The sequence below is a fragment of the Pedobacter hiemivivus genome (assembly GCF_005144565.1).
Classification (GTDB): Bacteria; Bacteroidota; Bacteroidia; order Sphingobacteriales; family Sphingobacteriaceae; genus Pedobacter; species Pedobacter hiemivivus.
Genome location: NZ_SWDX01000007.1, coordinates 122,425 through 142,570, shown reverse-complemented (window position 1 = coordinate 142,570; position 20,146 = coordinate 122,425). Strand labels below are relative to the sequence as shown.

The window sequence follows — 20,146 nt, the reverse complement described above, 5'->3', positions numbered from 1 at the left end:
TATTATTCAATACTGATTTAAAAATAAGATTATGGAAAACATCATGAAAAAACTCGATTACCAGCCTACAAATTTATCAGACTATGAATTACAAAACCCTTTAAGCACAATGGTCGACTTTATGGATAACAATGATCTCCATCATATTAGGGAAAAAGTTTGGCAATTCTATAAAGGCTGGGTGAATAACTCGGTCGGATTTACTGAGGGAGATGAAAATGCCGATATGTTATACTTTTACACCCAACTCGTGGATTTTATAAATGCAGCGTTTATATACACGGAAAAGAGGAAGCTGGAAATTCAGCCACCTAAAGGATGAAGAGTTAAAGCAACTGAGATCAGTACGGGTTTGCTAGCTGGGTTTTGATCTTTTCGATTTTTGTATTCAATTCAGTCAATGATTCCTGATTTATAACGCCATTATGGACATCAAAATTCTCATAAAACTTCGGCAATGAAAAGACTTCTTTAATATCAGCTCCAAATTGTGGAAAAAACTTCGACGCTTCTGCCATTACATTTCCACCGCCAAACCCACCCGGAGAAGTAGTCATCAGAAACATCGGTTTGTTTTGGAAAACTTTTACATTAATCCGGGAAGCCCAGTCGAAAGTATTTTTGAATGCTACACTATAAGAGCGATTGTTTTCTGCTAGTGAACATATGATAATATCACAATCCTCAATATTTTTTAGAAATAGGTGTGCCGCTGCCGGGAATCCACTTTTTTCCAGATCTACAGAAAAAACAGGCATTGCATAATCGTTAAGGTCAATCAAATTAATTTCATTCCCTTCAAAACTTTTCAATACAAATTTTACCAGTTGTTTGTTAATAGAGGTAGAAGAATTACTTCCTGCAAATGCAAAGATTTTCATTTATATATATTTATGATGTGATGAAATTTTGAAAATAAAATATCGATATTGAAATATTATAGCTTAAAAATAAGGATTTTTTGCAAACCACGACATAAAACAATCACACAAATTTAGTTTCATGATCTATAAAGAATACCTGCCTGCACCCGCTCTTCAGGATAAGGTTGAATGCTACTGGAAGTTTATTATTCCTGCCAGTCAGTCTGAATCGGCTAACCCCATACCACATATTGTTTTACCCCATGGCTGCTGCGAACTGGTTTTCATCAAACTCCTGCCGATCAATCAAGAATTCATTGTATTTAAAGGAACCTCAACATCGAAATTCACGGTGGATGTCTTTCCGAATGCAATATATGCAGGTATCAGGTTAAAACCAGGACATAGGTGAGTAAATGAACATTATGCTAAAATATCGGATACTAATTGGGCGCTAATATGACGGTGTTGAGGGAAAAATTTAAATATAATCAATTATAGATTGCTGTTAATTCCGTAAAAATAGAGAGGTTTAACTTGATACTTAAATCGAGTAAAAATGACCGAAAATAATGATAACACGCTGATTCCTGATGAAATTATCATGAACCAAATCTACTATATACGTGGACATAAGGTAATGCTAGATACTGATTTAGCAGCACTTTATGAAGTAGAAACTAAGCAACTTAAAAGACAGGTTAAACGAAATATAGATCGTTTCCCCGAAGATTTTATGTTTGAACTCGGGAACGAAGAGCAAAAAATCTTAAGGAGCCAATTTGGCACCTTAAGACATGGGGAACATTCAAAATATAATATTTAACGGGTAACACAATATCCAGCCCTAATTAACGTCTTTACTCACCCGGTCCAGCATCCGTATCTTTTGACATTTTACAAAGAGGTCCGGATCTTTGTGATCCGGACCAGGATAGTCTAAAAATAAGGCTCAATATTGAACACCCTTAGCGGGGAAAAATTGCCACAAGGTTACTCTGAGGATCCAGGACTGGTTTATTTGTGTTCACATCCATTCTTGTTCCCACATACCAGCTTTGTACCCCACCGCCCTGATAACCATACTTATTGGGCAGAACGATACCAGCCGACATAACACTATAATTCACATCATTGTCTATCAGGTATTCTTTCTTTCCGGCTTTGAGCAATAAAACGTACATCTCCCCTTCCAGTGGTGGCACCTGAATAAAATCTGTCCACTGTCCCGGTTTAACATTTCTGGCCAGATATACTACGGAATTGACGTCCGAACCATCCCCGTATGCAACATCCACGGGCATATCTGCCGGGAAATCAAAATAAAAGGCAATCTGTTCTATATCTGCAATTGCTGCAGGATATTCATATTTCTCACTGATTTTTTTCCCGTCGTAAAAAAAAGTAATAGGCTTCTCGGTCCTGTTGCGCTCGATATTTTGGGTTAGGAGCACTTCGCCCGTACTCTTTTTTCTCAACTCCATTTTGACCGGGGCCTCACTGTTAAAAGCAATATTACCGTTAAATCTTGCCCAGCCCTGAAATTCACGCAGCTTGACACCATCGAAATACTGTTCCAGTGTATCGCCCATAACGAAACCTTTAAATTCGATGGGACTCAATTTATCAATGGGAAGAACTGCCAATTGCCCGTCCCTTTCACATGATTGCATGGCCAGGCTCAGCATAAGCATCAACACCATTACCATATTATATTTTTGTTTCATATTTTATCTTTTTGTAACCAGATTTAAAAATTATAAGAAAGTGAAAGGCTTACGCTCCGGCCGATATAACGGGTGAGCGTTTGGCGGTCACCGATCTGCTGCCCTGCCCCTTTGCTGTGATCAACATAGCCCTCTTCGAATTTATCGCTGAAGCCGAATTTGTATTTAAAAACATCATCCCACTCCGAATTGATCGGGGGATTGGCATTTTTGATCTCAAAGGTAGAAGCATCATTGACGTAAAAACGGTAAGGGTTATCCATCAAATTACTGATATTCAGCTTAAACTGCATCTTGTTGCGGTAAAAACGATAGCTTGCCTGGGCATCCACCTGACTTCTTGGCCGTTCATATTCTACCAGGTTAGGGTCAACTCCTGTGATATAGGTTTTATAACCCATGTAGTTAAATACAAGATTGAGCCCCAGATGCTTGCCTGTATAATTCAGCCCCGCATTGACCACAGTAGGTACCTGTCCATACAACGGGCGCTTGTACTTCATATACTCATAGTAAGAATAGTCTTTCCCTTTATCATCCGCCTTAGTACGCAATATCCTGGACTGCACCTCCGATTTTAGCAAGGTGAGGTTGCCACTTATGGTAATTTCTTTCAGCAAAGCTACCGAGGGAGCAATGAAACCCAAGGACTTGCGAACTTCGAACTCGATCCCACGGATCTTGCCCCAGTCCGAGTTATTGGTGTATACATAAAGGTTGTCAGTTCCTGAAACCGAATTAACGGCATAGAACTCGGCCGGCTTATCAAAATACTTATAAAATGCGCCAACCGAAATGATATCCCCGGCACCCGGAAACCATTCCAGCTTGAGATCGTAATTATCGATGATCGAAGATTCCAGACCAAGGTTGACCTGCATCCTGCCAAAATTGGTATTGTACCTGGAGAACCTGGAATTATCCATCAGCGACGGCCTTACGGCGGTTTTGGCATAAGAGAAACGGACATTCAGGTTGTTAACAGGCGTATAGGTCAGGTGGGCAGAAGGCATAAACTTCCACCTCACGCTGTCGGCGAGCGTGATCGCCGGCCTGTTCTGCATATTGCTACTGTTCTGCAGACTGTCATACCTGAAGTATTCGAACCGGCCACCCCACACCAATCTTAAATTTTTGGTCAGCCTGTTATCAAGCATTGCATATGCCGCCTTGTTCACATCCTTACCCTCATACCTATTAAGTTGGAATGCAGAAGGCATGTACAGGATATCAGTCAGCGGATGTTCCATACCCATATAGTTGCCATAATCCTGTACGGGAAGGTAACCATAAGGGTTATTTACGGTTACAAAACTTACGATGGGCAACATCGTCCACTCATAGCTCGCATGCCTGTCCAGATAGAAAACCCCCGTTTTGAAGATCTGCTTTTGACCCGCGATCTTAAAATCAACTGCGGCGTTCATGGCCACAGTCAGGTTCCGTTCCTTGTAGGCAAACTTATCACGTTCCAACATACCACCCCCGCCACTAACGGTTCCCTGACCGGGCGTATATTTATAAATCACCTTATTTGCCATTTCCTCAGCTCGCAGCGTTGCGGTAATGGCATCGATCTCACGGGCATTGGTCGCTACCCTTGCCGCACTCCAATCCAGTTTTACCCTGCCCAACAGGTGCTCCCCGCTAACCTTGTTCTGTAAAAGATCGGTAAACACCGGCCGGTCATCTTCTTTGATAATGGGGTATTTACTGTTCCCATCATCTTTGGGATTAGCATAACTCCATCCACTGACCCGCTCCAGCTGCTCACTGAAAGCCCTCGAATAAAAATTATTGAAAATGATCTGGTGCTTGCCGTCCCGGTAACCTCCGTTCAGCAATGCCCCCAGGGTGGTATTGAAATTATACAGGTATCCGGTATTGACGTTTTCAGGATCATCGGGGGTGGAAATGATCTGCCAGGTTCCACGCCTGATGTTATCAATGTTTTCGATATTCTGCGTATTGCGGTAACTCAATGAGCCTACAAAACCGATTTTCCGTGCAACCTGCTTAGACAAATCATAACTTCTTCCAAGGCTGAACTGGTAGTTTTGGGAAGGCCTGCTTTGAAAAATCCGGCTGCCCAATCGCTCAGTCCCCCCTATCCTGCGGTTCTGTTCGGCTACTTCAACAGCTTTGATATCGGCTGGATTGGTTGCCTTTGGATTAAAGGTGGAAACATCTTTCAGTCCTTTTGGGAAATGGTCCCTACTCCCATCATCAAAGCCAAGGTAATCGTATTTCCCACGCTGATACCCATAAAAATCCTGACCCGTTGTCCTGGAATTCACAGAAGCCCCTGCACTGAAAGAAAGGAAATTTTCTGTAGGAATGGAAATGGTGTTTACCTGGATCAGCCCACCGCCAAAACCGGCATTCATGTCCGGTGTAGCAGACTTACTCACCACCACACTTTCCACCAGATTACTCGGAATCAGGCTAAAGTCGAAATTCCGGCTCTGCACATCCGTACTGGGCAACATGACACCATCCAACTGTGCCACATTGTACCTTTCGGCCGCGCCGCGTACCACCACATTCCTGTTATCGGTAGTGCTTACTCCGGTAATCCTTTTTAAAGTTTCACCAATGTTTTTATCCGGAGTGGCGCTGATCTGCTCTGCTGAGATCCCATCGGTCACCGTAGCGGCATTCTTCTGTCTGGCATATAAACCCTCAACAGAGGCTTTCTTATATGGACTGGTGACAACCACGGTATTCAGGCTCTTAGCATCTTCTTTGAGTACGATATCCAAAGACGTATTCTGGCCGGACAATACCTTTACATCTGTAACCTGTTTGGACTGAAAGCCAATATAGCTGGCCTCCAGGGTATAGCTTCCCGGCGGAAGAGAAATTCTGTAACCGCCATCCAGCGCATTGGCAACCGTTTTGTCGAGCTCCAGAATCCGTATGGAAGCACCTGGAAGTGGCCCGCCTTTGCTATCGACGACTTTTCCCGAGATTCGCCCAGGTTCGGCAGGCTTGGGAGCCGGTCTTGACCTGCCAATCACCACATTGTTATTGATCACTTCATAATCATACCCTGTCTGCCTTAACAGCTTACCAAGTACCAGCGGAAGCGATGCTCCGCGATAAACCTGTGCGGGTACTTTTAATTTACTGAGTAGATTTTTGTCATAAGAAAAAGCAATGCCTGTGCTTTTTTCAATTCTGGACAGCACAGCTGCCATATTTTCATTTTTGATATTGATGGTAACCTTGATTTCATTTAAGTTCTGGGCCTTGGTTTCCCTGGCCACGATCAAACTGCTGAAACCAATTAATAGTCCTAATACAACGGTCGAGATCCTCATAATCGCCGTGAGTTTTTTTTTCATGTTTTTGTTATTGCTCAAAAGGTAGGAAGCCGACTTGAGAATTAATCCCGGCATTATATTGCCAGTTCACATAGGTTTCCTATTTTTGATTGTTTTTAAATGGTTATGCCTTTAATTACACAGCGGGACTAACAAACTTTCGAAGGGGAGTTAGCCGCTGTTTCTTTTTTTGTCTTTATCTATTCATAGAGTGTGATGATATGGTCCCTGATACGGTATTTCGCATCCGTCATTTTACTGATTGCTTTCATAACCTGTGTGATTTTATTGTTTGTTTGGAATGTAGTTTTATAACTTGCCGCGGCCAGTCTTTCACTCTTGGTCTCAAGTGTAAGGCCCCAGGTATTCTTGACCACCAGCGCCAGTTCAGAAAACGATGCACCGTCCAGACTGACCCTGCCATCCTGCCATGACCGGGCCCGCTCGGCACTCGATTCGGTAACATCGAATGCTCCACTGGCTACCTGGAAAGTGATCTGCTGATCGGGATGCAGTAAAGTAAGTGTTTTGCCCGAAGCGGAAATACCAACTTTACCTGTAGCGACACTTACCACTATCCTATCCAGCCCAGAATAGGCCCGGATGTTAAAGGATGTACCCAGTACGATCGTTTTCAGCTTTCCAGTGGTTACCACGAAGGGTTTTTCGGGATTATGGGCTACCTTAAAGAAGGCCTCCCCATCCAGAGAAATCTCCCGTTTTTTTCCGGTAAAATGACGGGGATACTTAAGTTCAGCACCGGAATTGAGCAATATTTCTGAGCCGTCAGCTAACATCACTTTCAGCATTTTCCCCGTTCCAGCCCTGCTGACCATCCATGTGGCGTTATCTTCGATGCTGTGCACACCGCGGTTAGCCAGATATAGGTATAAAGGGATACTGATTAAAAAAAAGGCCAGTACGGCAGCTATTTTCATCCAGTTTGCCTGCTGAAGAAAAAAGATATCGCGCCCTGGGCCAGTTTTCGGAATTCCGGAAACAATCCTGTTGAGCAGTATGAGACGTACTTTTTCTTCGTGTTCAGCATTGGCAAAAACTTTCAGTTCTTCGTCCGAATGGTCAAAAGCCGCATACCAGTGATCTATTAATCTTTTCTTTTCCTGCTCATCCATTATAATGTCCTTTGGCTATATAACCGAACGGAGGCACAGGTTGTCCCAGACCAAAATGAAACTTAATATGATCAGTATGTTTTGTTAACGATCTGTTAACATCAAGGCTGCTATGGTAATGATAACCGCGACCGAGGCAGGTCTGAGTTCGGCAGAACCGTATTGCCGCACAGCAAGCCTGATGCGGTTTAAGGCGGTGCTCAACTGGTTCCTTACTGTCTTACCAGAGATGTTCAAACGGCTGGCTATTTCCTCATTGGAAAGCATTTCCTCCCTGCTGAGCAGGAAAATCTCTTTCATTTTTTCAGGCAGCCTGTTGATCTCCCGCATCACAACAGATTCCAGTTCCCGGCCCATCAAATGGTCGTCGCTGGAATGCGGATCAGCCTGGGACTTTGCAGCTTCATGGTTTTCAAAGTTGATCTTCAAAAGCTCTTTTCTGAAAAAATCAATGATCCGGCTTTTCAGACGGGTATGAAGCAAAGCGCGCACAGCATTTTCATTTTCCAGGTTATAATCTCCCTCGAGCAGAGAAAGAAACAGGTCCTGGAGCATATCTTCTACTTGCGCTTCATCCCGCAAACGGCGAAAGGCAACGATGTAAAGTTCTTTCCAGAACTTATTGTACATATCGGTAATGTATTGCTTTTTTGCCTGCTGTTTCAATGTAAGTTCCCTGAGTGTGGGCAAAGCTAGCAAGAACAACGTTAACAACAGGTTAAGAAATTAATCAACCGCCCTAAAAGCAATCAATCTTATATTGCTTGATGTCGATTCCTAAAAAAGCTATATACGGATAAGACAGATATCGGTCTGATCAGTATAATACTCCAACTATAGTCCAAGTATACTCCAACTATACTCCAAGTTTTTCTATAAAAAACATAGAGTTTGATTACTGTTTGATTTTTTTTAACTTGAAATTTTGTAGCATGCTATCCAAACATTATCTTAGATCAGTTGTTTATTTATAAAAAACATATAGATCATGGCAAAATTTGACGGAAAATTCCTGACAGGTGTAATAGGACCTGCTGTTTTTAAGAAATATCGCAATATGCAATTGGTTACAGGCAAATCCAGGTTGACAAAGGAGAAGCAAACTGAAAACACACACAAAGCAGCAACTCAATTTGGGATCGCCAGTACCCTGGCAGAGCAATTCCGGCGAGATGCAACGGAGATCATCACAGATTTTTATGATGGAACAATGGTTTATCGCTTTAGAACAGACGTACAAAAGGCATTGAAACAGGCATTCGACGCTCAATCTGAGACCTATCGTTTTACAACCAATAGTTTTGATCGGCTCAATGGTTTTGAATTTAATGCGGATTCTCCTGTAATGGATAATTTCTTTGCGCAACCTGAACAGACCATCAATGGAAATATCCTGACCATCAAGTTACCGGAAATGCTTGTTTCAAAGGACATGAAATTTCCAGCAAAAGCGACTTCCTGCTTGCTAAACATCACTGTGGGGATGTTTGACCTTACTTATGGAAATAGAACGATGTGTCCGATTCAGTCGATTGAAATTCCAAATGGTTCAAAAGATAGCGTTATGCCAGCTCAGGAACTTAACTTTGAAATAGAACCAGGCTGTTTATGTATTTCTATGTTTTCATTTCAGTTTATACAAAAGACATTTTCTGGTAACCTGATCATCAATAGTAAAAGCTTCAATCCTGTTGCTGTATTCAGAGCTGTAATAGCGGATGGGACAGTCGATCAGGAACAGACAGAAAAATGGGATGATATCGAATTGGTGAGGGATTCTAAATTTTTTAATAAACCCAAAATGGAACTTAAAGCAGTATCCGCCGATTTACAGGATGAATCTTTTACAATTGCGCAGATTGAGCAGGAACATGAAAAAGTGAAAAACGGAGCAGATTTCCCCAAGTACATTCAAGCGATCAAAGAGTTAGGAGTAGAAGAATTTGTGACCTACGTATTCGATAGCCATACCCTGTATTCTGGGAATAATGGCCATCAGCTAAGCTCCAAGGCAAAGTATGAACCTTTAGTCGTCGCTGCTGTAAGTCATAAGAAAAAGTTTATGAAGTATTTGAAAATGCATCAGGCAGGGCAAACAGATTACCTCAGCTTTTGCAGGCATTGTGCAGAAACAGGAATCGATAAATGGATAGTGAATTTATCATTGATGACCTGTACTTATTTTGATCAGAAAGATCAGCTCATCCTGACAGAATCGATCCCAGGACCCGAATGAATTCATCTTCTTTTATATTCATAGCTGCTCGTATTGTCCTTGCTTGCAAGAAACACCAATACCCATCCCCACTCGTTCTGCATCCTCTCCACGTGCAGCTGACCGTCCTTGCCAAGCGATAGCTGGAACTGGTTATTGCTGAACTGCCCATATATCAGCGGGATCGGTATTATTTTCCGTTTGTGTCTCGATACAAAATAGCTGTCCTTCAGCTTTCCTTTCAGTACTACGCTCATCTTCTCCCTGTCTCCCTGCAGCCAAGTAGCCCTGATCTGGTCTTTTCCTATAACCTTGAGCCCAATTGTTGCCGTCTGGAAATCGAGCGTATCGAGTTTCTCGCTCAGGTTAAGCTGGTTCCATAGCGAAGAAAATTCAGAATCGCTCTTCTTGCTGAACGGATTCTCATAGGTACCGTCAAACGCCTGCAGGTCTGAAATTTCCTGTACCCCTTCCTGCCTGGTCTGCTTTAATGAAACGCAGCCTGACAAGACCAGGATCGACGATAGATAGATTAGCCTGTTAACTGTCATTTCTGGATGGTTTTTACAAATAAATATAGGGATTTTTTCCACCGCTATATTTTTCCTGGCGTCCTTCTTTTTTCTGCGATTAATCCGTAGATCAGTATCGATACAAATCATTTTTCTCATTAAAATTCGTTAAATTTGTACTACTATAGTATTAGTAACCATTAAATAAATCAAATTACTGCTATTATGTTATCACTTATATCCGCATCTAAAGCACAACAAAAACTTGCCGAAAATATTCGAGATAGAAGACTTTTCATAGAGTTGACCCAAGAGGGCTTGGCTGAACGATCGGGTGTTCCTCTTGCCACTTTGCGCAAGTTCGAACAAAAGGGGACTATTTCTCTGGAATCCTTTCTGAAGCTTTTGATGGTTGTTGGTGGGCTGGAAGAAATTATCCAGGTCTTGAAACCGTCAAAGCCGAATTTCACATCAATAGATGAAGTATTAAAAGATACGAATAGTATTACCCGAAAGAGAGGACGTAAAAAATGAGTCAGCCAATTACAGAAGTTAAAGTCGGGTTAAATTTTGACTCACAAATTCAAGTAGTAGGGCGTTTGGCCATACGTAACAGTATTATCTATTTTGAATATAATGAGGAATTCAGACAAAAAAACATAGAAATATCTCCCTTTCGTCTGCCCTTGCAAAAGGGTGTTATAGAGCTGCCAACACGTCCATTTGAAGGATTAGCAGGTGTTTTCAGCGACAGTTTACCCGACGGATGGGGACGACTACTTTTTGACCGCACGATGAGATCACAAGGAATATTACCTTCAAGTATTTCTTCATTGGACCGTCTGGCACACGTCGGATTATTTGGTATGGGCGCTTTGGTTTATGAACCAGATAATAGTCCATCGGATATCAATCACTTCATTGATTTAGATCATTTGGCTATACAAACCGAAGAAGTCCTACAAGGCAATTCGGAAGATGTCATTAAAGAATTATTGGCTTTAAACGGGTCTTCTGCAGGCGCACGTCCAAAGGCACTTATCGGTGTAGATAATGACCACAGAAATATACGTTTCGGAGCAAAAACACTTGATAAAGGATTCGAGCCTTGGCTTGTTAAATTCCCTAATTCACAAGACGGTTACGATGCTGGGGCGATTGAATATGTTTATGCACTAATGGCGAAAGAAGCAGGTGTTTTGATGCATGAGGTGCATTTGTTTCCATCACAAAAAGGAGCAGGTTACTTTGCGGTAAAACGTTTTGATAGGAATGGAAACAAAAGACTACACATGCATACCGCAAGCGGCTTATTGCATAGTGATTTCAGAACCCCTGCTCTAGATTATGAAGACCTTCTAAATTTAACTGCTGTACTAACGAAAGACATCCGTGAAGTGGAAAAAATGTATCGCCTCGCCGTTTTCAATGTATTATCTCATAACAGAGACGATCACGCAAAAAACTTCAGTTTTCTTATGAATGAAAATGGCGAATGGAAACTTGCCCCTGCTTACGACCTTACTTATTCAAGTGGACCAAATGGTGAACAAAGTACCATGATAATGGGTGAGGGTAAAAAACCTTCAAATCATCATTTATTAAAACTTGGTTTGGAAGCTAAATTATCAAAAAAGCTAATAGAAGAAATTATTGAGCAAACAAATAGTGCTTTAAACAAATGGAAACATCTGTCCCAGGATTACAATGTACGAAAATCCCATATTGAATTGATCTCACACTCAATCAAAAACTAGAAATATTTATTCGTCTGTTTTGCTTTCATGGTAAATATCGATCCCTAATTCCGAATGAAATTTAGTAAATTCGAAGCTATACATCTGTAAAAAAATTAATGGCTCCTCCTTTCATAGTATACTTAAAAAATAAAACATCCCTAAAGTTTGAATACAAAAGCGATGTTTCAACGGTTGTTTGTACAGACACGGGATATCACATCACATTTAATAATGGGAGAAGCTATAACTATGGAACTGACAAAGTACAGTACTATCCGCTTATATCGAGCCGAGAAGATGTGCGCATATATGAGAATGGCAAATTAAATAAGACATATAATACGGTTGATAATTATAGCCGTTATTTAATTTTTCGAAATAAAGACAGTTGTTCTTTTCCAATTGAAAACAATGCTAATGTTGAAATCTATGCTATAAAAAAGAATACTGATCAGGCGGAATCAGTAATCAATTATTTTAAAGAGATACTTAAAGAAAGTGGTGGAGTATCATTCGACATTCAATCAGAAGAGACAGCTAGTGAAAATCCTAATCAAATAAGCGCTGAAATATTGCTCAAGGCCCTTGATGATATAGATAAATTGGAATCAAGGTCAGCACTATCTAACTACATTGATGGGATCAATCCTGCTATTGATGCTCCAAAGGAGACACTAATTTATCCTTTCGGATGTAACGAGAGTCAAAAATTGGCGGCCGAGACTACGCTTAGCAATAGCATAAGTATAGTTGAAGGTCCTCCAGGAACAGGAAAAACTCAAACAATCCTAAATATTATAGCCAATCTTATCGTACAAAACAAAACTGTTGCAATTGTTTCAAACAATAACGCTGCGGTATTTAACGTATGGGAGAAGTTAACGAAATATGGCTACGGAATGGTTGTGGCATCACTTGGAAACAACGATAACAAAGCCTCATTCTTTAACAATCTCGAAGAGCAAACAGTCAATCAAGATTTTGAGCTATCGGACGATCAATTGAAAAAGGCAAAGAATGAGGTTCAGGACTTGGATTCTGTATTAGCAGCGTGTTTTCAGTACCGAAATAAATTAGCCACCTTAAAGACGAAATTGTCAGATGCTGAAATAGAATTTGGCCATATAAAGGCAGAACAACCACTCAAGCAGGACATACAATCTGTACTCAACAAGAAATTATACCGCAAATGGAATTTCAAAATGACTTTGAAATTGAAAAATTTGCTATCGCCCATAAACCTCGAGAACAAGTTATCCATTATAAACAAGTTGCGACTTGTTCTGCAATATGGTTTCTTTGACCTTAATAGTATTCGTCAGTATAGCAAGGAGTTTCCTGTTTATGTTAACCACAAATTCTATGAATTATACATCGCAAAAATAAAAAACGAAATCCTGAACGTTGAAAATTGGCTGGCAGCTAACAATGAAGAAGCTAATCTTAAAAGTTTTATTGAGGCATCTAAAGGGGTATTCAATGGAGTGTTATTTGAAAAATATAACCGCTTGGACAAAATTGCATTTAATGCACAGAATTACCGTAACCAGTTTGATGATTTCATAAAGCGTTATCCTGTGGTACTGAGCTCTACACTCTCGCTACACACGAGCGTTCCCAAAGAGTATCTTTTTGACTATCTGATTATAGATGAATCTTCGCAGGTGGATATTATAAAGTCTGCCGTATGTTTTTCGCGTTGCCGAAATGTGGTTGTTGTTGGAGATAGTATGCAGCTTGCCCACATTGTAGACAAACAGAGTAAGGACGCTGCGGAGCAATTTCATGCTAAGTACAACATTTCCCCTATGTATGACTATGTCAAACAGAATATTTTGAACTCGCTGAAAAGCTTGTATCGGGATAACGTAAAATCGGTCCTGCTAAAAGAGCATTACAGATGCCATCCTACGATTATTGGATTCTGTAATAAAAAGTACTATGATAATAAGCTGGTTATTATGACTCATGCGGATAGTCATCCATTTAGAATCATTGAGACAAACATAGCGGGTGGAAGGGATAATTACAATCAAAGACAGATAGATGAAACGAATTTATATGTCCGTAACAACTATGCTGCAGATTTTAAAAAAGTTGGCGTTATTGCACCGTATAGAAAACATGTAGATATGCTGCAAAAGCAGCTACCAGATGGAGCAGAAGCCGACACCATACATAAGTTTCAGGGACGTGAGAAGGAAGTGATTATATTTAACACGGTCAAAAACAACATAGGAACATTTATTGACAACCCCAACCTCATAAATGTCGCTGTTTCACGAGCCGTAAAAGAATTTATTGTGGTAAAACCGGCATCGATGGATCTTCCTCACGGAACTAACATCGGTGATATGATACGCTATATATGTTATACCACCGACCCGAATGAAACGATCGTCAAAGGCAGTATCTGTTCCGTTTTTGATCTTCTGTATAAAGAGTACAATAAAGCCTTTACATCATTTCGTTTATCGAACAAGAACATAAGAGGATCTGCTGCAGAGCTTATTATTCACAAGCTGTTGAGTGAAAATATACTGTCAAACAATACCCAATTCTCGTCTATTGACATGGTCAGAGAATATAGGCTTAACGATCTTGTTCGGGATTTTCAACCATTCTCCGAAGATGAAATCAGGTTCATAAGGAGTAATTCAAGAATTGATTTTCTGCTTTACAACAAAATTGACAAGACTCCTGTCTTGGCTATCGAGGTGGACGGGGTGGCATTCCATGATAATGAATTGCAACGAGAAAGGGACAGCAAGAAGAATCATATCTTAGCGGTTATCGGATTACCAGTGCTTAGATTATCAACCGATGGACATCATGAGGAAACAAGAATTATTGAAAGTTTAAGCGCTGCAATGGCGCTATATTAGCATCAAAATACACACGGCCTGGTCTACCTTGCGGTTGGATCAATCCGTCCAGGGTGAATGCAGGATCGCATCACAAAAATTCTTTCTATGAAAATCCGGGTTCATACAGGCACATATATCCGCATTAATACTCCCAAACGTTGTATCGGGTTTATGTTTAAACCCTTCGTAAAAGGCAGGAATGATTGTCTTTTTGAAATCGGTACGGGGGAAATTTTTGACTATGTCTTGCCGGTGTTTTTCTGACAGGTCTGCATATCCCCTGCCAACCACATCCAGGGCCACTCCGTAATTCAACAATGCGACTTCTGCTTCCTTATATTCAGCAATTCCAGGGCTGGTATGCAGAGCGACCGTGTCCCATACCAATTGAAGTGCCTGTGGGGACAGTCCATGACTATGAAGGAAATCCCTGGCTGCATTGGCTCCATCCACTTCAAATCTTTTATCCAGGCTTCTATAATGAGGTGTGAGACCAAGGTCATGGAAAACCGAACCGACGTATAGGAGTTCAGTGTCGTGCGCAATTTTGTTTTGCCGGGCATTAAGGGCTGCAAATAGGAATGCCCTTAGGGAATGATTATAAAGAAATTCTGTACCATGTTCAAGTAGCAATTCTGTCGCCTGTTTGGCGATAGTGCTGTCGGGCAAGGTAATTCCCGCTACAGCTTTAGGTGTATGTATTGTCATAGTCTATCGTCTTACAATTATATTTTAACTGTCATACAAAGTTGCTAAACAGAAATCCCAATTCTCTTAAACCAGTTTAAGAAATAAACCGCTTACGGATTTCGCTCAGGTATTCCGGAGCAGATTTCCCCAGGTACATTCAAGCGATCAAAATTTAGGAGTAGAAGAATTTTTGATCTATATGAGAGCGTTAATTTATCTTTTTTCAAATTTAACTTTGAATGTAACGTCCAGCTGGCTGGCCATTTTGCGAACCCTCAAATAATTTGATACGGGCAACTTCATAAGCATCAATCAATTGTTGGTCATGCACGGATGGGTGTGTAGTCAGCTCACCTTTATCTAATCCGGAAAGGATGGCATCAACACAATCTTCAGTTGTCATGATGGTAGATTGCTCCAATGCAGCTAACGGAACACCGCCAACTTCCCATATTTCCGTTGCAGTAGTAGCAGGGTTCACCAATTGTACCTGAACATTTGTTCCTTTTAGTTCTTGCTGCAACCCAAGCGTATATTGAACCACAAAACCTTTTGTGCCACTATAAATTGCGCTAATAGGTAAGGTAAAAAAGCCCAGTACCGAAGCTATATTAATTAAGATGCCCTCATTTTTTTCGATAAATTGAGGTAAAACCGCGTTAGACAACAGCATTACAGCGGTAATGTTTACATCAACCATAGCCTTTTGTTTAGCTACACTAGTTGCTGTAGTAGCTGCAAGTGTTGAGGTACCAGCGTTGTTAATAAGCACTGTAATACTTTTATCCGATCTTAGATCATTAGCTACATTTTCCAAATCTGTTTCTGAGCCCAAGTCGGCAACCAGGTTAGTGACCTTTACGTTATATTTGGTTTGTAACCTGCTTGCAAGAGCATCCAATCTATCTTTACGGCGTGCTACCAATTTTAAATTATATCCACGTTTGGCCAATCTTTCGGCAAATACTTCGCCCAATCCTGAAGAGGCTCCTGTTATTACAGCTGTCCCCATTTCTTTATTTTTGTTCATTTTTAGAAATTTTTAGAAATTTTAAATCATTAATTGTTATGAAACAATGCATATACTCCACAGACAAATGTAAACTAATCTGTTTACATGGTTGCAAATGTAAACAGGTTAGTTTACATTTGCAAATAAATTATCAATTATGAATAAAGAAACAGATTCAGCTTCAAAATCATCAAAGAGGGACGAGATGGTTAAATATGCTTATGATCTTTTTTATAAGAACGGGTTTCATGCTACTGGTGTGGACACGGTAATTGAAGGTACAGGCATCTCTAAACGTACACTATATAAGCACTTTGCATCTAAAGAAGGTTTAATTATTGCCACAATTGACTATTATCATCAAACGATGTACAAAGCTATTTCCGATTATCTGGAAAAAGATATCTCAAAAAGCCCGGTTGATAAGGCCTTGAGAATTTTTGATTTTCTGGCAGAATTGGTAGATGCGGGTAAGTTATATGGATGCTTTGCAATGAATGCTAAAACCGAATATGCGAGCAAAGCAAAAGAAATAGAAGCAGCTTATGACGCTTATGTTGCGGCGATCCAACAACTCATTGAATTTTATTTAGAAAATGGAAACACAGCTAATAGCAAATCGTTAGCCATGCAAATCATAATACTCTTTGAAGGAGCTATTATCAGAAGCAAAGGAATAGGTAATTCACAACCCGTTAAATTGGCAAAAAAGGCTGCTGAAATAATTTGCAATCAATAATTATATTATCTATTATCGCTGGTAAGTTCTAGTTCAATCCGGGTGAAAAAAGCAAAGGATGGATCAATCAGCATCAATTGATTACATTTGCAATCAAGACCATGGACATCATCAAACTCATAGAAGAGTATAAACATCTTAACCTAGATCAGGTGATAGATCATGAAAAATTCAATCTGATTTCTATCGTTCACCATTCTACCAGGATTGAAGGTTCAACTCTTACTGAGGTAGAAACTCAGGTTTTACTTAGTGAAGGATTGACGCCAAAAGGAAAGCCACTCCACGAAAGTCTGATGGTAACGGATCTCTATGCGGCACTTCAATATGCCATAGAGCAAGCTAAAACTAGAAGTCGTATTACCCCCCAATTTATTCAAAAGCTAAATTCACATATTGTAAAAAAAACAGCAAGTACTTTGTTTGGAACTATTGACGCCGCTACCGGAGCTTTTCGCAAAGGTAATGTAGTGGCTGGTGATACGTATTTCCCTAATTTCGATAAGGTAGAAACGCTGACAAAAAATCTTGCTTCGGATCTAGCCAAACGAATGCAGCAAGATCTAACTATAAGGGAAAAATTAAATCTTTCCTATGATGCGCATTTTAACCTGGTTAGTATCCATCCTTTTTATGATGGGAATGGCAGAACTTGCAGATTGTTAATGAACTATATCCAAGCTGTGTACGAACTACCACTTGCGATCGTACACAATGAAACAAAAACTGATTATTATCAGGCACTCATTGACACCCGTAAACACGAGGACATTAACATTTTCAGAAAATTTATGGATGAGGAATATATCAGGCATTTGTCTACTGAAATCAACAAATTTGAAGAAATGAAACACCCTAAAAAAGGACGAGGTTTTACTTTCTTATTCTAACAAAAAAATAACAAATTACTTTTTCTCACAAAAAGATTCAGTTCTTTTATAAGGCAACACAATATCAAGCCCTAATTAACGTCTTTATATATGAGAGCGTTAATTTAGATGAAGCGGGAGTGGTCGGAGATCATTCCCGCTTTCTTTTTTATATTCTTATTTCTTGGTTTACTGTTGAGGGAACTGATCAATTGATACTTCTAACCGCCGGTTTATCTGTCATTAGAAAAACGAGCTTTCCTCCTTTAACGATTTCATTATGGCTGATAAAGAAGTCTTTCAATAGCCTTCCATTAAATGTAACTGATTTTACGAATTTATTTTTTTCAGAAATATGATCAGCAAATATATCCAGTGTTTTTGATTCGTTACCGGCCTTAAAGTTCATACTGATTTTAGGAAATTGAGGCGCGCCAATAGCATACATACCCGAGCCCGGAGTTACCGGATAGAAGCCCATTACACTAAAAATATACCATGCCGACATTTGGCCGCAATCGTCATTACCATTAATGCCCTGGGGCCTGTTAAAATAATTCTCCCGGGTTTGTTTTCTCACCAATTCCTGCGTTTTCCAGGGCTGCCCGCAATAGTTATATAAATAAATATAATGATGTCCGGGTTCATTATCATGAGCATAATGCCCCTCGGAAAAATTCTGATCTAATTTGGCTGCAAATTTTTCATTACCGCCCATCATTTTTATCATTCCGGGAATATCCTGCGTCACACAAAACAAATAAGTCCAGGGGCTACCCTCGGTAAAGCTTTTCTTTTCATCTCCCCCCCATTTCCCATTACGTTTTCGGGGCGCCATAAAGCCCGACTGATGATGGTATAGATTTTTATAATTTGCAGACCATTTAATCAGTTTATCATAGTCATTGTGCTTGCCAAGACCTTTAGCTACCTGGGCCACACTATAATCATCCAAAGCATATTCCAGCGTTCTGGAGACAGATTCAGCAGCCTTATCCGAAGGTACATACCCCAAAGAATGATAATAGCTTAAACCGATCCGCCCTTCAAACCCTTGCCATTCGTCTCTGTCGCCCCCCCATCTCGTGGTATCGTGATCAGGTGGGATCATGGCATCTTTTCGCATCGCCTCATAAGCAAGATTGACATCATATCCTCTAAATCCTTTTACATAGGCATCGGCTATTACCGCATCGGCATGTGTCCCTATCATGATATTAGTTTCTGTCGGGTTAGGCCACATGGGTAACCAGCCACCTTCTTTATACATTTGCAGCATAGAGTTGATCATTGCATTCACCCGTTCGGGCTGCGTAAATATCAGTAATGGATGTAAAGCTCTAAAAGTATCCCACAGTGAATAGTCATTATAAGAAACGCCATTGTGTATTTTGTCATCAAAGGCACTATAATACTTGCCATATTCTGAAAATTCGCGGGGGAACAACATCGTATGGTACATTGCGGTATAAAAGATGGCCTTTTCGTCTTCGGTAACGCCCTCAACTTTAATCCGTCCTAAATTCTTCTGCCAGATGGCGCGGGTGCTTTGCCGAACTTTGTTAAAGTCCCAATCTGGTATTTCCCGCTTTAAGTTTTCTTTAGCCTGGTTTAAACTGATAAAAGATGTAGCTATTTTAACGGTGACAGCTTCGTTTTGTTTTGTGGCGAAGCTGATGTATGCTCCTATCCTCTTACCGTATTGCGCTATCGATCCTTTAGTGATAACATCCTCATTCCAGGTGCCAAAACTCTTGATCTTTTTATTAAATTTTATAATGAAATACCCCTTAAAATTGGGGAGTTCGGGACCAAGGTTGTAAGCCGTCCTATCCGGATTGTACCCTCTAATCTCGTTATTTACGTTGTCTACGTAAACGTACCCTTTCAGTTTAGCCCGTTTGTTGGATTTGTTCTGCCCATCATCATCCGCCTGGTTTACGTTAATACCATGTATAATCAGATGGCTTTCGGTAGAAGCCGGATAGGTAAATTTCAGGATACCACAGCGCTCAGTAGCGGCCATTTCTGCTTTTATGGATACTCCCTGATCATTATTCATTTTTATCGAATAATAATAAGCCGTTGAAACTTCATCGCTATGCAAAAATTTCATCTTCCGTTGTTCCGGTAATACCGCAAGCTGACCAACTTGCGGCATTATAGATACATAACCGTAATCGCCCATCCAAACGGTTGGCTGGTGCGTAGCGATAAAACCATGTATGGTGGAATCCTCATAAACATAAGGCATAGCCTTCATTTTGTTTACGCGGGTTTGCGCAGTAAAGTTAGTCATGGCAAAAGGAGGCCCAACACTTGGCATTGTGCCTCCTTTACCTTTAGCTGGCGTGCCAATCAAAGGGTTTACATAATCGACATATTGCTTTTTTTGAGCCGATAAATTTTCATTAAAGAAAACAAAGGCCAGTAAAAATAGGATATACTTCATGT

General features: G+C 40.4%; 18 protein-coding genes. 9 read left to right on the top strand and 9 right to left on the bottom strand.

What is annotated here, in order from left to right:
• The first annotated feature begins 31 nt into the window (after window positions 1-31).
• The gene (locus FBD94_RS18085) at window positions 32-322 is read left to right on the top strand and encodes a hypothetical protein (protein ID WP_136881245.1); all 291 of its coding nucleotides are present in this window, start codon (window positions 32-34) and stop codon (window positions 320-322) included.
• Between the two features lie 19 nt (window positions 323-341).
• Here FBD94_RS18085 and FBD94_RS18080 read toward each other — a convergent pair whose 3' ends face one another.
• The gene (locus FBD94_RS18080) at window positions 342-881 is read right to left on the bottom strand and encodes an NADPH-dependent FMN reductase (protein WP_136881244.1); all 540 of its coding nucleotides are present in this window, start codon (window positions 879-881) and stop codon (window positions 342-344) included.
• A 121-nt stretch (window positions 882-1,002) separates the two neighbouring features.
• On the opposite strand from FBD94_RS18080, the gene FBD94_RS18075 reads away from it, so the two are divergent.
• Window positions 1,003-1,275 (top strand): DUF6597 domain-containing transcriptional factor, encoded by a 273-nt coding sequence (locus tag FBD94_RS18075; protein WP_136881243.1) that lies wholly within the window; start codon window positions 1,003-1,005, stop codon window positions 1,273-1,275.
• 147 nt (window positions 1,276-1,422) lie between these two features.
• Window positions 1,423-1,689, top strand: coding sequence for an ORF6N domain-containing protein (locus FBD94_RS18070; RefSeq protein WP_136881242.1), 267 nt, complete (start codon window positions 1,423-1,425; stop codon window positions 1,687-1,689).
• A 142-nt stretch (window positions 1,690-1,831) separates the two neighbouring features.
• On the opposite strand, the gene FBD94_RS18065 is transcribed toward FBD94_RS18070, so the two are convergent.
• From FBD94_RS18065 to FBD94_RS18050, 4 genes are all read right to left on the bottom strand, one after another.
• Entirely contained in the window at window positions 1,832-2,590 is a 759-nt protein-coding gene (locus FBD94_RS18065; protein WP_136881241.1) for a hypothetical protein, read from the bottom strand.
• A gap of 23 nt (window positions 2,591-2,613) precedes the next feature.
• Complete coding sequence (locus FBD94_RS18060; protein ID WP_169472348.1) at window positions 2,614-5,937, bottom strand: TonB-dependent receptor; 3,324 nt, start codon at window positions 5,935-5,937, stop codon at window positions 2,614-2,616.
• Window positions 5,938-6,116: 179 nt separating this feature from the next.
• Window positions 6,117-7,049, bottom strand: coding sequence for a FecR family protein (locus FBD94_RS18055; protein WP_136881239.1), 933 nt, complete (start codon window positions 7,047-7,049; stop codon window positions 6,117-6,119).
• Window positions 7,050-7,133: 84 nt separating this feature from the next.
• Entirely contained in the window at window positions 7,134-7,715 is a 582-nt protein-coding gene (locus tag FBD94_RS18050) for an RNA polymerase sigma factor (RefSeq protein ID WP_136881238.1), read from the bottom strand.
• A gap of 322 nt (window positions 7,716-8,037) precedes the next feature.
• Here FBD94_RS18050 and FBD94_RS26325 point away from each other — a divergent pair, with 322 nt between their 5' ends.
• Window positions 8,038-9,285, top strand: coding sequence for a DUF1398 domain-containing protein (locus FBD94_RS26325; protein WP_235884554.1), 1,248 nt, complete (start codon window positions 8,038-8,040; stop codon window positions 9,283-9,285).
• 2 nt (window positions 9,286-9,287) lie between these two features.
• Here FBD94_RS26325 and FBD94_RS18040 read toward each other — a convergent pair whose 3' ends face one another.
• Window positions 9,288-9,935: a hypothetical protein gene (locus tag FBD94_RS18040; protein WP_136881237.1), complete on the bottom strand. Its 648-nt coding sequence runs from the start codon at window positions 9,933-9,935 to the stop codon at window positions 9,288-9,290.
• A gap of 66 nt (window positions 9,936-10,001) precedes the next feature.
• Between FBD94_RS18040 and FBD94_RS18035 the strand changes: the two genes are divergently transcribed.
• The 3 genes from FBD94_RS18035 (at window position 10,002) to FBD94_RS18025 (ending at window position 14,400) form a co-directional block, all read left to right on the top strand.
• Entirely contained in the window at window positions 10,002-10,310 is a 309-nt protein-coding gene (locus FBD94_RS18035) for a helix-turn-helix domain-containing protein (RefSeq protein ID WP_136881236.1), read from the top strand.
• Window positions 10,307-11,533, top strand: a complete 1,227-nt coding sequence (locus FBD94_RS18030) for a type II toxin-antitoxin system HipA family toxin (RefSeq protein WP_136881235.1) — start codon at window positions 10,307-10,309, stop codon at window positions 11,531-11,533. Before FBD94_RS18035 ends, FBD94_RS18030 begins: the two co-directional genes overlap by 4 nt.
• Window positions 11,534-11,631: 98 nt before the next feature.
• A complete protein-coding gene (locus FBD94_RS18025) occupies window positions 11,632-14,400 on the top strand; it encodes an AAA domain-containing protein (RefSeq protein WP_136881234.1) in 2,769 nt (922 codons plus the stop codon).
• 39 nt (window positions 14,401-14,439) lie between these two features.
• On the opposite strand, the gene FBD94_RS18020 is transcribed toward FBD94_RS18025, so the two are convergent.
• Both FBD94_RS18020 and FBD94_RS18015 read right to left on the bottom strand, forming a co-directional pair.
• The gene (locus FBD94_RS18020) at window positions 14,440-15,090 is read right to left on the bottom strand and encodes an HD domain-containing protein (protein ID WP_136881233.1); all 651 of its coding nucleotides are present in this window, start codon (window positions 15,088-15,090) and stop codon (window positions 14,440-14,442) included.
• 211 nt (window positions 15,091-15,301) lie between these two features.
• Complete coding sequence (locus FBD94_RS18015) at window positions 15,302-16,102, bottom strand: SDR family NAD(P)-dependent oxidoreductase (protein WP_136881232.1); 801 nt, start codon at window positions 16,100-16,102, stop codon at window positions 15,302-15,304.
• A gap of 139 nt (window positions 16,103-16,241) precedes the next feature.
• On the opposite strand from FBD94_RS18015, the gene FBD94_RS18010 reads away from it, so the two are divergent.
• Entirely contained in the window at window positions 16,242-16,823 is a 582-nt protein-coding gene (locus FBD94_RS18010) for a TetR/AcrR family transcriptional regulator (protein ID WP_136881231.1), read from the top strand.
• Window positions 16,824-16,900: 77 nt separating this feature from the next.
• Window positions 16,901-17,713: a Fic family protein gene (locus tag FBD94_RS18005; RefSeq protein WP_235884553.1), complete on the top strand. Its 813-nt coding sequence runs from the start codon at window positions 16,901-16,903 to the stop codon at window positions 17,711-17,713.
• A 187-nt stretch (window positions 17,714-17,900) separates the two neighbouring features.
• Here FBD94_RS18005 and FBD94_RS18000 read toward each other — a convergent pair whose 3' ends face one another.
• Complete coding sequence (locus tag FBD94_RS18000; RefSeq protein WP_136881230.1) at window positions 17,901-20,144, bottom strand: GH92 family glycosyl hydrolase; 2,244 nt, start codon at window positions 20,142-20,144, stop codon at window positions 17,901-17,903.
• Window positions 20,145-20,146 lie beyond the last annotated feature (2 nt).

Coding starts and splice junctions, on each gene's coding strand:
- FBD94_RS18085 (WP_136881245.1), top strand. CDS start 32: ATGGAAAACATCATGAAAAAACTCGATTACCAGCCTACAAATTTATCA.
- FBD94_RS18080 (WP_136881244.1), bottom strand. CDS start 881: ATGAAAATCTTTGCATTTGCAGGAAGTAATTCTTCTACCTCTATTAAC.
- FBD94_RS18075 (WP_136881243.1), top strand. CDS start 1,003: ATGATCTATAAAGAATACCTGCCTGCACCCGCTCTTCAGGATAAGGTT.
- FBD94_RS18070 (WP_136881242.1), top strand. CDS start 1,423: ATGACCGAAAATAATGATAACACGCTGATTCCTGATGAAATTATCATG.
- FBD94_RS18065 (WP_136881241.1), bottom strand. CDS start 2,590: ATGAAACAAAAATATAATATGGTAATGGTGTTGATGCTTATGCTGAGC.
- FBD94_RS18060 (WP_169472348.1), bottom strand. CDS start 5,937: ATGAAAAAAAAACTCACGGCGATTATGAGGATCTCGACCGTTGTATTA.
- FBD94_RS18055 (WP_136881239.1), bottom strand. CDS start 7,049: ATGGATGAGCAGGAAAAGAAAAGATTAATAGATCACTGGTATGCGGCT.
- FBD94_RS26325 (WP_235884554.1), top strand. CDS start 8,038: ATGGCAAAATTTGACGGAAAATTCCTGACAGGTGTAATAGGACCTGCT.
- FBD94_RS18040 (WP_136881237.1), bottom strand. CDS start 9,935: ATGAGAAAAATGATTTGTATCGATACTGATCTACGGATTAATCGCAGA.
- FBD94_RS18035 (WP_136881236.1), top strand. CDS start 10,002: ATGTTATCACTTATATCCGCATCTAAAGCACAACAAAAACTTGCCGAA.
- FBD94_RS18030 (WP_136881235.1), top strand. CDS start 10,307: ATGAGTCAGCCAATTACAGAAGTTAAAGTCGGGTTAAATTTTGACTCA.
- FBD94_RS18025 (WP_136881234.1), top strand. CDS start 11,632: ATGGCTCCTCCTTTCATAGTATACTTAAAAAATAAAACATCCCTAAAG.
- FBD94_RS18020 (WP_136881233.1), bottom strand. CDS start 15,090: ATGACAATACATACACCTAAAGCTGTAGCGGGAATTACCTTGCCCGAC.
- FBD94_RS18015 (WP_136881232.1), bottom strand. CDS start 16,102: ATGAACAAAAATAAAGAAATGGGGACAGCTGTAATAACAGGAGCCTCT.
- FBD94_RS18010 (WP_136881231.1), top strand. CDS start 16,242: ATGAATAAAGAAACAGATTCAGCTTCAAAATCATCAAAGAGGGACGAG.
- FBD94_RS18000 (WP_136881230.1), bottom strand. CDS start 20,144: ATGAAGTATATCCTATTTTTACTGGCCTTTGTTTTCTTTAATGAAAAT.